This window comes from Burkholderia sp. LK4, from assembly GCF_001043615.1.
GTDB classification, from domain to species: Bacteria; Pseudomonadota; Gammaproteobacteria; order Burkholderiales; family Burkholderiaceae; genus Burkholderia; species Burkholderia cepacia.
The window spans coordinates 1-13,065 of the sequence record NZ_LDUL01000018.1 but is presented as its reverse complement, the minus strand read 5'-3'; the positions used below and the strand labels follow the sequence as shown (position 1 = coordinate 13,065).

Below are 13,065 nucleotides of genomic sequence, written 5' to 3'. Positions count from 1 at the left end.
GTCTGCCTCTCGAATCCGCTCGGATTCGACGGCGGCTTTCAAATGTGCAACTGCCGTTCGAGGAACGCAGAAGTGTGTGCAGGTCTCAGTGGAGTTGACCTGCCTACGGCGAGTGAGTTAGCGTAGCAATATGCAACGCAATCTGATTCCTTTCGTGACTGTCATTACAACGACGACCATCGGCAACGGTGGGTCGTCCTTGATGCGCACGCGGTAATCTTCGTCGTTGCATATTTTCAAGGGCCCCGCCGGCAAAAGACGGGGCCTTTCGCGTTTACGGCTGATCGTCTTTCGTCGGTATCACACCAGCACGGAGTCGTCATGAGCAAAGTAGATCAACACAGCCGAAATTGCGAACGGGAGGTGATGCTTGTTATCTCGATTCAAACCCTTCCAGGCAAAGGCCACGAGCAAATCGCGGCATATGAAAAATTAGCGCCGCTTGTGCGTGCGGAGCAAGGCTGTCTCCAGTACGATCTCCACTCCGTCGTAGGCGACGAAAATAGATTTGTCTTGATCGAACGCTGGGCGTCAACTGAAGCATTGGCGGCACACGACGTAACGCCTCACATGATTGCGGCCGATGCACACAGCCCGACCTTCAGGGCGGCACCGGCACGGGTTTTACAACTTGCTCCCGATAGCCTCGCGTAGTCGATCTGCCAACGCAGCCCTCGATCGGGGCCGGCCCAGATAGCGCAATGATGGACCGCCCGTCGTCAGGTGGACTTCTGCTGAACGTCCGCCGTCAGAGCGAGACAGGCCGCTCGCACGCGAAGTGGCCATCTTTGGTGACGAACATCCGAATCGGCTTGTGACTCATTCGATATCTCTCGGTCGCGAAAGTCCGCTGTCGCGCGCGGCATCGACATTCGACTGTCGGTGGAAGCGTGCAGGTGTATGGCGCATTATGGCTGAACGCGGCCGGCTGCCGCTCTGTGACACATGACCGGCGCAGATCGACCCGAAGCGGCCACGCTTAGATTTCCCAAGCGGTCGTTTAGCGCGCGCTCGCCTGACAAATACCATTGTCGATGTGGCGAAGTACGCCGATCCCAACTCCGTTGGCACCGAGCGGTTGACTGGACCGAACACCGGGCTGGACCGTCGCAAGCTTGTTGCCGGCGCCCGCGTTGCGCTGGCCGGCGGTCGCATCGAGGGTCACGTTCGCGGCCTCTACCGGATGCGAAATGAGCACGAGGTGACTTGTCTTGGCCCCGACTGCCTTCGCGAGCGTGCGGCTTGCCACAAAACGCACGGAATCCGAATGGGTGGCGCGATCTTCTTTCGATACCATGAGCCGGCTTCGATCACTCCACCGATGTCGGATCAATATCAAGCCGATATCATTCGGATTACATATCTATTGTCGTATTCACACGGCAACGGAAGCGTCGCCTCTTGCCCGTTCTCTAGATTTCCATCGAACGGGTACCCTGCGGTTTCCTGCGAAGATAAAGCGTTTGAGCGATCAACCCCAGAACGAGCGCGACGAGGAGCGCGGCTTGGGCACCGAGAAGCAGTGGCGACCTCGGATCGCTGACCAGCGGATGTCCGTCGGGCACACGCTTCAGCGTTTCGGTCACCGTGGGAACCATCAGCACGAATGCGGTCAACGTCAGACAGAAGGTTTCCAGGTAGATACCGGCTCGACCGGGCAGGGGCAGATACGCAACGCCATATCCAGCCAGTAACAGCACGACGGCTCCGATTCCGATGCCGTAGCTGATACCTTGATGCGCTATGGCGAACACGGTCAGGGAACCAATCAACATGGTAACGAAGTACACCCTCCCGGCAACCGAGCGCGGAACGATCCTGCCGTAACGCGCGAACATGTACACGGCCATGGGGATCGCGGGTAGACTGCCGAGAGTGTGTATCCAGCCGAGCGGCGAAATTCCAAACATGGTTTCAATCCTTGCCTCGCGTGATTTCGTTGGTGATCGACGCTTACTTTAGGCTCACGAAACCCGAATTGACATGACTGAACCTGGGAAAAACTTGACCATTTTTCCGGATCGGGCGCTTGCTGGTCTGGCTAACGGTGATCTCCTGTCCCAGGTTCTTGCGCGTATGCGCATGACGGGCGACCGCATCTTTTCGTCGATGCTGCAGCCATTCGCGCAGTTGGACATGTCTGCGCGGGCGGCGCACGCGTACGCAGTCATGGAAGGCGTGGTGCAAATTTCCGGCGATGAGGCAGGCGCTTCCGAGATTCGGTCCGGCGAACTGCTCTTGTTGCCGCGCGGGCCTGGCAGCCTGCGCATTTCCGCCCTGGACCAACCGGCGAACGTCGTCGTCTGCCACTTCTGGTTTGATCCGGCGAGCCAGCCGGATCTGCTTCTGACGTTACCCGCCATGATCCACCTTCGGCAGGCGGAGACATGCGACTGGCTGCCGAACATCATGCAGTTTCTTCTGCATGAGGCGGACAATGACGAGGCGGGGTCCGCCTTGATGGTCTCCCGCATGATTGATCTCGTGGTGGTGCGTGCGTTGCGTGCCTGGGTTCATCATGGTCATGCATCGAACTGGTTGGGCGGATTGGCGGACAAGCGTATTGCCCGCGCTTTGAAGGCAATCCATGAGCAGTCACCACGTGGTTTGACGATCGATGGTCTCGCTGCCGTCGCGGGCATGTCCCGCTCCAACTTTTGTGAACGTTTCAATGCGCTCGTTGGCAAGTCGCCGTTGCGTTACCGCAATGAGTGGCGCTTGAGCGTCGCCCGCGACATGCTGGCGAAAGGTGACGCGCGCGTGGGCGAGGTTGGACGGTCGGTGGGTTACGAGTCGGAAGCCGCTTTCAGTCGTGCCTACAAGGCCTACTTCGGCCATGCCCCTCGAGAAGCGAAGCCATCCATCACGCCCGCTGAATGACGGCGCTGCCCGCGACGCATGAACGATACCGCCGCGAGAATGCAAAACAGCCGCCCCGTGCCTGATCGTCGCGGACGCCACAGACGGAGCGTTTCAGCCAACCGCATCGGGACATTGAGCGAGGCAACTGTCGAAAGCCCGGCCCAATGTCGACCGGGGTTTCAAAAGGCACTTTTTATAACGCCCCCGTCGGCTCGCAACGCGGCTCCCGTCGTGGCCGCCGAAAGCGGACTGGCGATATAGGCCACGAGCGACGCAACCTCCTGCGGCGAACCAAATCGCTTGATGAGCGATGTGGGGCGGACTTTCTCGAAGAACTCCTGTTCGAACGCTTCAAACGATTTGCCCTCGGCGCTTGCAAGCGTCTCCACGAACTCGCCCACGCCACGCGATTTCGTCGGCCCCGGCAGCACGCTATTGACTGTAATTCCGGTGCCGGCAACGGCTTCGGCGAGCCCGCGCGACACGGCAATCTGCGCGGCTTTCGTCATCCCGTAGTGGATCATTTCGGCGGGAATCTGCACGCCGCTTTCGCTCGAAATGAAAATGATGCGCCCCCAGTCTGCACGCTTCATCGCGGGCAGAAACAGGCGAGCGAGGCGTACACCGCTCAACACATTGACGTCGAAGAAACGCGACCAGTCGGCGTCGAGGATCTCCTCGAACGGCTTGGGCTCGAAGATACCCAGGTTGTTGACCAGGATTTCCACGTCCGGATAACGGGTTGCCAGTTCATCGGCCGCCGCGGCGGTGGCGAGATCGCCCGCAAAACCCGTTACGTCGCTGCCCGTCTCGGCTTTCAGTTGCGCGACCACGTCATCCACTGATGACTGGGAGCGGCCATTCACGATCACGCGCGCGCCTTCCTGCGCCAACGTCCTGGCGATAGCGAAGCCAATGCCGGCGGTGCTGCCGCTGACCAATGCGAGTTTGCCTTGCAGATTCAGATCCATGATTCATTTCCTTTGCATGAGTGAGGTGGAACTGGCGGCATCGGCAGGTAGAAGCGGATGCCGACAAAGAGGGATCAGGTCCGGGTAATGGACGCGCCACCGTCAACCAGTGATGCCGTACCGGTCACGAATGACGAATCGTCGGAAGCGAGATACAGCACCGACCGGGCAAGCTCTTCCGGCTTTGCAACGCGCTTGAGCGCATGCAGGCCCGTGACGAACGCCTGCGATTCGTGGGTGTCGTTCATGCCGCGATACATGTCCGTGTCGACAGCGCCCGGCAACACCGCGTTCACGCGCACGCCTTGCGCGCCGTACTCGGCGGCAAGTGCCTGCGTCAAGCCGATCAGGCCCGCCTTGCTCGCCGCATAGGCCGCAGTGCCGGGAAACGCGAACGAGTAACCGACGAACGTCGACGTGAAGATGATCGACCCACCGCCTTGCTTCACCATTTCCGGAATCTGGTGTTTCGCGCCAAGGAAGGCGCTCGTCAGATTGGTCGACAGCGCGGCATTCCAGCCTGCTTCGGAAATACCGGTGCTCGGCCCCATCTCGCCGAGCGTACCGGCATTGTTGTAGGCAATGTCCAGGCGGCCGAACCGGCTCACCGCGAGCGCGACCAGCGCCTTCGAAAAGTCTTCCGATTGCACGTCACCCGCCAGGTATGCGGCTTCGCCGCCTTCGCTGACGATCTCCGCGGCGAGTGTTTCGAGTTCCGCCGCCCGCCGGGCCGCGATGACCACCTTGGCGCCTTCCTTCGCGAACAGCTTTGCCGTCGCACGCCCAATCCCTGCGCTGGCGCCCGTGACGATGGCGACTTTTCCTTTCAAGCGTTGCATGTTCAATCTCCTGATGCACTTCGTCGGCCAGTGCCCCATGCATTGGCGCGTTGAAAGCAATATAGGCCTCAGTTTTGATTGTAGAAAGGACCAAAATGTGCTTCTATCATTCAGCTTTTGTGAATGAACCGAGGTAATGATGGATCGTCTGCGCGCCTTCGAGGTTTTCGTGACGGTGGTGAGCCGTGGGGGCTTCGCGCGCGCCGCGGATGCGCTCGGCACGTCGCCCGCCAATGTCACACGCTATGTGAATGAACTGGAGGCGCATCTGGGTACGCGCTTGCTGAATCGCTCGTCGCGTACGCTTTCTCTTACCGAGGGCGGCGAGACGCTTTACGCCCGTTGCAAGTCGATCCTCGACGATGTCGCCGAGACGGAGGGGCTGGTCTCGTCGGCGTCGGTCGAGCCGCGCGGGCGGCTGCGTATCAATGCCCCCGTGAGCTTCGGTATTTTGTATCTGGCACCGTTGTGGCCCGAGTTCATGCGGAAATACCCGGGAGTCGAACTCGACGTCGGACTGATTGACCGCGTCGTCGATATCGTGGATGAAGGCTACGATCTCGCCATTCGCATCTCACGCGCCGGTTCGACCAGTCATGCGGCCCGCAAGCTGGCGACGTCGCAAAACATTCTGTGCGCATCGCCGGCCTATCTGGCTCGCTTCGGCGTTCCGGCAGCCCCGGCGGAGCTGGGCGGGCACCGCTGTATCGGCTACACGTATGCGTCCACCGGCGACGAGTGGCAACTGATCGACGAGCGCGGCAAGCTTCACTCGGTGAAGGTCGACTGTCACATGCATACCAACAACGGCGATACGGCGCGTGCAGCGGCCCTTGCCGGACACGGCGTGATCCAGCAGCCCACTTTCCTGATCGGCAAGGATCTCGGCGAGGGCCGGCTCGTGCATGTGTTGCCCCGGTACCGCTTGCCGGATATCGACATTCTCGCGCTGTATCCGAGCCGTCGGCACCTGAGCGCCAGAGTGCGCGTCATGATCGATTTCCTGGTCGACGCGTTCAGCGGCGTGCCTCCCTGGGACCGGAATGACGGAAATTGGGCAGGTGCCCCGCCGGCGACGGATTGAAGGCGCAGCCGCATCCAGTACATGCGCCAGCCATGTTCGGACGTTCGGGTTCAGGGCGTGCGCGATTGTTCTGCACCTTGGCGTACAGACATTCGGACGGCGGCCCCGGGCAGCCTTTGACTACTGCCGGCGACTATCTGGAAGTGCCATCGCTCGAGGATACGGAATTCGCGCGGAAGCTGTCTCTTCGCGCCTGGACATTCGAATGTCCAGGCGATGCAGCCAGCCGATGTCTGCGGCTGGCCGGCCCCGGTCGAATGGCATCGGGGTGGGGTTGGACGGGTTGATGCCGACCCGAAGGGGACCTTCAGATTTGCCGAAAGCTGCCGTTCACATTGCTTATAGGCTGCTCCGGCGTATGAGATCGGTCGAGGCGATCATTCAACACTCTCACTCACTGGAGCGAGTCAGAGTTATCTTGGAGTGGGAATCCATTGAAAACAATCGTAAAGCGCTTCCTGTTCGCGCTGATCGCCCTGATGGCTTGCGTTCGCGGTGGAGTTGCGTTGGCAGAAACCCCGTCCGGCCAGACCTTTTCTCCTGATGCAAAAATCCAGAAAATCGCGGAAGCCTACTCGCTAGACGCCGTTGACTTCTCCGCGAAACAGTTTGGAATAAAACTCGACTGGTCGGACGCGAGTATTGCAAGTGTCGAAAAGGTCTTGGCGCAAATGAGTTCATCCTACGTCAGCACTAGTCCCAAACCAACGGACGAGCAAGTCATGTCATTTGCGAAAGCCTATGGAAGTTACGTCGGAGAGGTGTATCGCCGCAATCATGGTGGCGAATGGGGTATGGTCACCCTCGGCGAAAGTCGATTCCCGGGTTTGCGAACTACCACCGGTTCCAGCTTCTGGCCATGGGGGCGGGTGTTCAATCGGATCACCAAGGGGACGGAGGACAATATCGCCGACTACTACGCGGCCCTATTGAAGAAAAGGTAGCTGACGGCGCATCCAGTCAACTTGGCCGTGAAGGTGTCAACGAATCAAGCCACGACATTGACCGTCCGTTCCTGGTTGGCTGCTGCCTTCCGGGATTGCGTGCACTTGGCCTAGCGCGGTTGCTCGAAATCGACCCGTTGCGGACCTTGACGTCTTGGCAAAGCGGACGTTTACCGTGAAATGAGCGGGGCCGTGACCTGGGTGTAAATCCGGGTGGTCGAGATGCATCTTGGGGCGTCAAAAGCCCCGTGGCCGTCTGGATTTCCAGCCTGTCATCGGCGGGGCCGTCATCAAGAAAACATCGTGCGGAGGGCTCTCCGATCTAATGAACTCGGCTGCCCTTTGGTTATTGCGTTCCGCAGCCTCCAGATCAATAGGAGGATCAGCGCCATCCCAAATGCAATCGACCCTCGCTTCGAATCCAGGGAAATGCCATATGCCGCCTTCGATTCGAGCGACAACCAAGCCGTGTTGGGCCGCCCGCTCACAAACGGCAATTGCCGCGGCGGTAGAAAGCTTCATCACAATGCTTCCATCGAGGGAAAAAAAGTCATCCGACGAATCGTAGACGCGAGAACGATCGATGTTCATTGGGTGGTTTCAATACAATCCGACCGCCAGAAGTTCATTTTAGATCGTCCTTCGCGATTGCGGACGACGCCAATGGCCGCTTTGTGTAACGGTTGTCGACTAGTCCGCTCCTGGCCGAACCCGGAAGTTCGGCCGGTGCCCGTTAGCCGCCTGCCCGATCTCGACGCGAACTTCCCTTTTCGACCCGGAGCAGCCATTCGGCCTCTCGCAGATCCAACGGCAGCTTCCAAGGTACAACAGTCGTCTGGTTGACAAACTTGGCCACCGAACAGGGTCAGCCGAAGTGACCTCCCAGAATCGATTGGAAAGGTTTACATGTGATCGAGATTGAGTTCCGCATATATGCTTTGCTGATTGACCACAAAAGTGGCACCGCGCCGCGAGTTCATCGCACGGTAGCCTTGGAGACTGGCATGAAGTTGGAGCACGCCTGTCGACTTCATGCTTGGCATTGGCGTGCTCTCCCGAAGGAGCAATCTCAGAAGCGAATCCAATGCGCCGCGGCAGCGAGATTCACGACGACACCAATCAGTGCGACACCCGAGAGCAGGACGCTGATTCGCGCCAGACGCTGGGCACGCTGGTTCGCGTCATTGAATAGAGTCGCACTCAGATTCGCCGCGTTCTCGGCCTTTTCGAGCTGCGCCTGCATCTCGTGCGCCTGCCGTTTGCTGCGCTCGAGTTCCGCTTCGAGGCGGACCAGCGCGTCCGCGTGAGCGCCAATGAGCGTTTCGTTCGCGTCGATTCCAGCGTTCATTGCCTGCTGGCGGGCGACAAGGCCATCGATTGCGAGTTGCGTCGCCTGCTGCGTCTGCGCGTGCCGCACGTCCGTCGCTTCGAGGCGCGACACGATCTCTGTGCCTTGTGTCTGAGCGTGGCTTATATGTCCGGCGAGCGTCGCGCCGATTTCATCGAGGCGCGCGGCGCCATGGGCCTTCGCAGCTTCGAGGCGGCCCGTCAGCGCGGCGCACTGCGCGTCGAGGTGCTGGCTCAATTGGGCGCTCTTTTCCGAGACTGACGCCTCGAGCGAGGCGACGGCACCCTTCACGAATTGCTCGAGCGCGCCATGCTCCTCTCGCAGTCTGCCGACAGTCGCCTGCACCGAACCAATCAGCTCGTCGCGCGTTCCCTTCACCTCGGCAGCGATGGCGATGAGCTTTTTCGCGCCTTCCTGGGTCAGGCCACGCAGCTCGAAGTAGTCGTTGATCAGATTTTTCAGTTCGACGGCCTGCTGATGCAGCTTTTGCTGCTGCTGGTCGAGCTGCACCGTATGTGATTCGAGACGCTCGGTCTGACGCTTGAGCTCGCGCTGCTGCGAGCCGATCTGATTCTGTTGGTGCGCGAGCCGCTTCGACTGCATCATGCTGATGACCATCAACTGCGCGAGGCTCTTCGAGAACTCGGCCTGTAGCTCCTGGGCGTCGAGTTGTGCATCCTTGAGCTTGTCACTGTGCCACAAACGCATGAGCGCGTTGCGTTTCTCGTGCTCGTTGCGCGCGCGCTTAAAGTCATCGAGCCGCTTGAAGTTATTGCGGAACTTCGAGAGCACATCGTTCATGTCGATCTGGTCGAGCAGATCGTGGGGCACTTCTATCTGGGCAATATCCTGGATGAGGTCGTTCATGGTTTCAAGGTTTGGTGCAATAGTCTGCGAGCAGGCGCTCGAGTTCGTCATCCATCTGTTTCATTTGTGCGAGACCGCCGCTGAGCGTCGCGTGTGTGCTCGTGCGGATCTCGACGGTCGCGGCCGCGGTTTCCACTGCGGTCTGCAAGCGGTGCTCCGCCTTCACCAGGTCTTCTGCCATGGCGTTGTAACAGGCGAGCATTTCCTGGTAACGCTGCGAGTGCTGATACTGCTGCTCGATAAAGGTGGCGAGTCGTTCGACCAGCACAGCGTCGGCTTCGAGGGCGTCGATCTGCGCTGCCAGGTGTTCGGTGCCGGTTAGCGAGAGCCAGTCGAACAGCCGGTCGATTGCGTAGACGGTCAACGCGGTCATCAGGCCGGTCAGGATGCCGGTGATGACCGGCGCCACGTATGTGGCCAACGGCGCGAGAAATGGAATGGTCAACAAAAAGCCCTTGACCGACTGCTCGAACATGAGCCCGATGCTGGTCGTGATCACGCCTACGATGATCTTCGTGGCCTGGCGCGCGGCCTCCATCGAGGAGAGTCCTTTCGGCGGGAAGCAGATTATCTTGATGGCCTGCCAGAGCCCCTTGATGCCTTCTCGGATGACCGTGACGATCTTGGCGGAAGTCGTGACGACATTGTTGATGATGAAGGTGAGCAGATTACTCACCGCACCTTGCACGCCACCCTCGATGAGTGCGTCGAAGGCATGTCCGAGTTTCGCGGTGACGCGCTCAAGCGTACGCTTGAGCGCATCAGTCACACGGTCGACGAGATTCTCCGTGGTCGCCGGCGACCGCACGATGGCCGCGACTTCCACGTAGCTACTGTTGACGAACTCGTGCAGCAGCACGCCCATCGCCTGACGCAGGGCGTTCTTGCCAGCTTCCGTGGCGCAGGTCGAGGTGAGTTCGGCGCCCTGCTTCTTTGCCTGGGCCTTGAGCGTTTCGATCTTGCGATGGCGGTCCGCTGCATGTTGCGTCTTGTCGAGCAGTTCCATGTCAACGCCGAATGATTCGGCGTTGGTCTGGCCCGGCGTCTTCTTGCGCTCGGCCGTGGCCCACACGTGCTTGTCCTTGTCCTGCATGGACTGGTTGATCGCCTGCTCGGCGGGCACGAGGTTCTCGGGCGCGTTCGCCATCTCCACGCGCTGCGCTTCGGTCATGAAGAGATTGGCGCTGCTGTCGATTTCGATGCTTTTTACCGAATTTACGTGATCGAGATGCATGCGCCCGTCGCGCGGCAGTTCGTTCCCCGTGTACGCGCTAATGATGAGTTCGTCCTGCTGGAACATCGCCTTGCGTTTGGCGGGAAGGGCCTTGTCATAGGCCGTGCGGTCGATCGGGTTCGACTGTTTGTCCTGCCATTCCGAGTAGGCAGTGGCGTCGTCGTGCGTTGCCGTGACGCCTTTTTCAAAGTTGCGCAAGGTCGTGACGTTGCCGCCGATCTTGTCGTCGAACATGGCCGGTGTGAGGCCGAACGGACCGATGATCTGTTGCAGCGTCTGCTGCATGCAGCTCTCAAGCAATTCTTCGAGGCGCCGCTCGCGCAATTCGCGCGGACGCGGCGCGGATGTCTCGGTGGAGAGCATGGTGCGGCTCGATACGGCCGCGACGGGTTCTAACGTGGTCATGTTCGGAGCGCGATTCGGGTTGAATAAGAGAACGTTTGGGCGCGCGCGGCGCAGTGGATTTCGTCGACGATCTCGGGCTCAATCGCGGCGTCTTGTCCGCTGTTCCTCCACGCCGGGTTTCCATTCCAGAATGCGCGCTCGATTTGCTTTGTCTTGACCAATTCGACGCCGGGGATACGTGACGCCCCAGTTGGACAGAGTACCTTCGCAATATCGGCACGCAGGTGGATTTTCTTGAGAAGAATGTGAATCGATCACGATATGCGGGTGCGCCGTCGCGTACGAGCGCGCGGCGGCCAACACCAGCAGGTTCTCAAACAGACCTTTGATGGCGTAAATTGGCAACGTTGAAACGTTTGCGTGGCGTAATTACGCCGTGACGCCAAGGCAATTGTGCGGTGAGCAAGGCGCGGCAAGGAAATTTGTCGAGCGTCTCTCAAATTCACTGCACGAACTCGATGGCACGCGCAGTACGAAGTGGATCCGGTGGCACAAGTGGCTGTAAAGCTCGATGACGCAAACATTCATTCTCGTCAATTGAATGGCTGTTGGCTGAGTAGATCCGACGTCTGAATGTCCGAAAGACGCGGGCGGACGAATAACCCTTCGTGGCCGAACGCGGCCGACCGCCGCCCTGTGACGCACGACCGGTTGAATCCACCACCCGTTTCAGCCACTCACCCGGTTCGCCTCGGGGGCCGCTTTCAGAAAGTCAACGGCCGGCTGTTACTTTGCTTGTCGCCCTCGGAAGCGCACCCGAAATTCCGAACGCAGCGTAGAAGGGGGAATTTACATTTTTTCCTTCATGCCCGAATTGATCAGCCACCAGTTAACTGGATAGCTGGTGGCGAATCCTGCCAGCATTGCTAGCTGCATGGCGAACCAGAATTCGGGGCTCGCAACTTTCGCGATACTTCCGTAAGCCGGCTTGAACCATAGGAACTGGATGATGGCCATAAGGCCGTACATGCCTACCTGCCAAGCAGTAATCGACGCGATATCCGCTCTGACGGCCGCAATCACGCCTGCGCCTACCGAGAGCCCCCGCATCGGTTTGATGGTGAAGTACTGAAAAATGATGCCGAACAGAAAGGCGACAATAAAATCGGGGATCCAGACAGCAAACGTTTTTTCATTAAACACCGTGTGCCACCCGAACCAGACTGGCAAGGCGGGGAAGGCAAAAGCCGACCACTCGGCAATAATGTCTCCCAGCGTACAGCCCGCGCCGCAGTGGCTCGTGCCTTTCATCACCATCGCGACGAACGGCTGCTCGTCGACCTTGTGTCCTGCGTCAGTGACATTCCGTCCCCATACGTAGTAGGCGGCAACCCATAAGACCGTCCCAAATAACGCCGTCAGGGGCCAGACGGCGTTCATAATCCACATCTTCTGAGGGTGGCGAACTTCGTCAACGACGATCGCAACGGCACAGATCGCGCCCAATATGATCCATGTGAGCGATAGCGTATTCAGCCAAGGTGGGAAGCTCCCGAAAATCATCGATATTCCTGCTGGCAAGTCAAATGCCAAGCAGCTAGCAAGGCGCGTTCCGTTCAGAGGGGCTGGTGTTTTCCGTCGTTCGGTCGGTCGAATCAGTTGACCGAGTGTCGCCTGCTGGCCGTCCGCCGTCATTGCCCACCCATCCCTGCATCGCCAAACCCTGAAGATCCGTTTTTGCGGAACCCGATCCACCCGATGATGATAAAAGCCGTGTTCTTCGACGTCGGCGAAACGCTGATCGATGAAAGTCGAGACTGGAACGAGTGGGCCGACCATCTCGAGGTGCCGCGACGGGTGTTTCATGCGTTGCTCGGCGCGGTCATCGCGCGTGGTCAGCATCATCGTCGCGTGTTCGATCTCGTGCGGCCGGGTGTCGACTTCGCCGCATCGTGCCGGGAGCGCGAGGCGACCGGAAGCACTTATGCGGTGACCGCGAAAGATCTCTACCCCGACGTCGTGCCGTGCCTGAAACGACTGCGCGAAACCGGCGTGCTGGTCGGCATCGCGGGAAATCAACCCGTCGAGACCGAACGTGCACTCCGAGCGCTCGGCGTGCCGGCGGACATCGTTGCGTCGTCGGCGTCGTGGGGCGTCGACAAGCCGGATGCCCGCTTTTTCGAGCGCATCGTCGCCGAGACGAACGGAATCGAGCCGTCCAGGATTGCCTACGTCGGCGACCGGCTCGACAACGATGTGAAACCGGCGCGGCGGGCCGGCATGGTTCCGGTGTTCTTGCGGCGCGGCCCATGGGCAATCATTCAGTCCGGTTCCGGGCGCTTCGCGTCTCCCGTGCACGCGATCGACAGCCTTTCCGCGCTTCCGGCGTTACTGTCCGGAAGTTTGGGGACATAACCTTGATCAAGGACGCGAGGGCTGAATGACCCCGACGCGTCGCAACCGGTCAGCGTGGGTTCGATGTATTTCGGCATCTTTCTGCCCTGGATGGCGTGCTGACGTGCTCAGCCTCGATACTCCCGCAGCCCGCAGCCCGCAGCCCGCAGCCCGCCA

13 protein-coding genes are annotated in these 13,065 nt (G+C 59.7%); 5 read left to right on the top strand and 8 right to left on the bottom strand.

Features of this window, described 5'->3' with window-relative positions; all coding sequences use genetic code 11:
- The first annotated feature begins 321 nt into the window (after nucleotides 1–321).
- A complete protein-coding gene (locus tag VK92_RS39755) occupies nucleotides 322–654 on the top strand; it encodes a putative quinol monooxygenase (RefSeq protein ID WP_081076194.1) in 333 nt (110 codons plus the stop codon).
- Between the two features lie 346 nt (nucleotides 655–1,000).
- Here VK92_RS39755 and VK92_RS09925 read toward each other — a convergent pair whose 3' ends face one another.
- Both VK92_RS09925 and VK92_RS09920 read right to left on the bottom strand, forming a co-directional pair.
- On the bottom strand, nucleotides 1,001–1,297 hold the full coding sequence (locus VK92_RS09925; RefSeq protein ID WP_048028693.1) for a hypothetical protein: 297 nt from the start codon (nucleotides 1,295–1,297) through the stop codon (nucleotides 1,001–1,003).
- Nucleotides 1,298–1,412: 115 nt separating this feature from the next.
- Nucleotides 1,413–1,910, bottom strand: coding sequence for a hypothetical protein (locus VK92_RS09920; protein ID WP_048028694.1), 498 nt, complete (start codon nucleotides 1,908–1,910; stop codon nucleotides 1,413–1,415).
- Between the two features lie 73 nt (nucleotides 1,911–1,983).
- On the opposite strand from VK92_RS09920, the gene VK92_RS09915 reads away from it, so the two are divergent.
- Nucleotides 1,984–2,880, top strand: coding sequence for a helix-turn-helix transcriptional regulator (locus VK92_RS09915; protein WP_048028696.1), 897 nt, complete (start codon nucleotides 1,984–1,986; stop codon nucleotides 2,878–2,880).
- A 161-nt stretch (nucleotides 2,881–3,041) separates the two neighbouring features.
- On the opposite strand, the gene VK92_RS09910 is transcribed toward VK92_RS09915, so the two are convergent.
- Together VK92_RS09910 and VK92_RS09905 are read right to left on the bottom strand one after the other, a co-directional pair.
- The gene (locus VK92_RS09910; RefSeq protein WP_048028698.1) at nucleotides 3,042–3,833 is read right to left on the bottom strand and encodes an SDR family NAD(P)-dependent oxidoreductase; all 792 of its coding nucleotides are present in this window, start codon (nucleotides 3,831–3,833) and stop codon (nucleotides 3,042–3,044) included.
- A 74-nt stretch (nucleotides 3,834–3,907) separates the two neighbouring features.
- Nucleotides 3,908–4,672, bottom strand: coding sequence for an SDR family oxidoreductase (locus VK92_RS09905; protein ID WP_048028700.1), 765 nt, complete (start codon nucleotides 4,670–4,672; stop codon nucleotides 3,908–3,910).
- Between the two features lie 139 nt (nucleotides 4,673–4,811).
- On the opposite strand from VK92_RS09905, the gene VK92_RS09900 reads away from it, so the two are divergent.
- Nucleotides 4,812–5,756 carry a LysR family transcriptional regulator gene (locus VK92_RS09900; protein WP_048028723.1) on the top strand — a complete coding sequence of 315 codons (945 nt, stop codon included), beginning with the start codon at nucleotides 4,812–4,814 and terminating at the stop codon, nucleotides 5,754–5,756.
- Between the two features lie 434 nt (nucleotides 5,757–6,190).
- Nucleotides 6,191–6,700 carry a hypothetical protein gene (locus tag VK92_RS09895; protein WP_048028702.1) on the top strand — a complete coding sequence of 170 codons (510 nt, stop codon included), beginning with the start codon at nucleotides 6,191–6,193 and terminating at the stop codon, nucleotides 6,698–6,700.
- 237 nt (nucleotides 6,701–6,937) lie between these two features.
- On the opposite strand, the gene VK92_RS39750 is transcribed toward VK92_RS09895, so the two are convergent.
- The 4 genes from VK92_RS39750 to VK92_RS09880 all read right to left on the bottom strand — a co-directional run bounded on the left by VK92_RS39750 (nucleotide 6,938) and on the right by VK92_RS09880 (nucleotide 12,057).
- A complete protein-coding gene (locus VK92_RS39750) occupies nucleotides 6,938–7,291 on the bottom strand; it encodes a colicin immunity protein (RefSeq protein WP_081082713.1) in 354 nt (117 codons plus the stop codon).
- A 478-nt stretch (nucleotides 7,292–7,769) separates the two neighbouring features.
- Nucleotides 7,770–8,915 carry a hypothetical protein gene (locus VK92_RS09890; RefSeq protein WP_048028703.1) on the bottom strand — a complete coding sequence of 382 codons (1,146 nt, stop codon included), beginning with the start codon at nucleotides 8,913–8,915 and terminating at the stop codon, nucleotides 7,770–7,772.
- 4 nt (nucleotides 8,916–8,919) lie between these two features.
- Nucleotides 8,920–10,554 (bottom strand): hypothetical protein, encoded by a 1,635-nt coding sequence (locus VK92_RS09885; RefSeq protein ID WP_131723323.1) that lies wholly within the window; start codon nucleotides 10,552–10,554, stop codon nucleotides 8,920–8,922.
- A 789-nt stretch (nucleotides 10,555–11,343) separates the two neighbouring features.
- A complete protein-coding gene (locus VK92_RS09880; protein WP_048028707.1) occupies nucleotides 11,344–12,057 on the bottom strand; it encodes a DUF4396 domain-containing protein in 714 nt (237 codons plus the stop codon).
- Nucleotides 12,058–12,267: 210 nt separating this feature from the next.
- Between VK92_RS09880 and VK92_RS09875 the strand changes: the two genes are divergently transcribed.
- Complete coding sequence (locus tag VK92_RS09875) at nucleotides 12,268–12,909, top strand: HAD family hydrolase (protein WP_197094484.1); 642 nt, start codon at nucleotides 12,268–12,270, stop codon at nucleotides 12,907–12,909.
- Nucleotides 12,910–13,065 lie beyond the last annotated feature (156 nt).

What these genes read in the sequence shown, in the direction of transcription:
- VK92_RS09890 (WP_048028703.1), bottom strand. Translation starts at nt 8,915, where the DNA reads ATGAACGACCTCATCCAGGATATTGCCCAGATAGAAGTGCCCCACGAT.
- VK92_RS09920 (WP_048028694.1), bottom strand. Translation starts at nt 1,910, where the DNA reads ATGTTTGGAATTTCGCCGCTCGGCTGGATACACACTCTCGGCAGTCTA.
- VK92_RS09910 (WP_048028698.1), bottom strand. Translation starts at nt 3,833, where the DNA reads ATGGATCTGAATCTGCAAGGCAAACTCGCATTGGTCAGCGGCAGCACC.
- VK92_RS09915 (WP_048028696.1), top strand. Translation starts at nt 1,984, where the DNA reads ATGACTGAACCTGGGAAAAACTTGACCATTTTTCCGGATCGGGCGCTT.
- VK92_RS09905 (WP_048028700.1), bottom strand. Translation starts at nt 4,672, where the DNA reads ATGCAACGCTTGAAAGGAAAAGTCGCCATCGTCACGGGCGCCAGCGCA.
- VK92_RS39755 (WP_081076194.1), top strand. Translation starts at nt 322, where the DNA reads ATGAGCAAAGTAGATCAACACAGCCGAAATTGCGAACGGGAGGTGATG.
- VK92_RS39750 (WP_081082713.1), bottom strand. Translation starts at nt 7,291, where the DNA reads ATGAACATCGATCGTTCTCGCGTCTACGATTCGTCGGATGACTTTTTT.
- VK92_RS09880 (WP_048028707.1), bottom strand. Translation starts at nt 12,057, where the DNA reads ATGATTTTCGGGAGCTTCCCACCTTGGCTGAATACGCTATCGCTCACA.
- VK92_RS09925 (WP_048028693.1), bottom strand. Translation starts at nt 1,297, where the DNA reads ATGGTATCGAAAGAAGATCGCGCCACCCATTCGGATTCCGTGCGTTTT.
- VK92_RS09900 (WP_048028723.1), top strand. Translation starts at nt 4,812, where the DNA reads ATGGATCGTCTGCGCGCCTTCGAGGTTTTCGTGACGGTGGTGAGCCGT.
- VK92_RS09885 (WP_131723323.1), bottom strand. Translation starts at nt 10,554, where the DNA reads ATGACCACGTTAGAACCCGTCGCGGCCGTATCGAGCCGCACCATGCTC.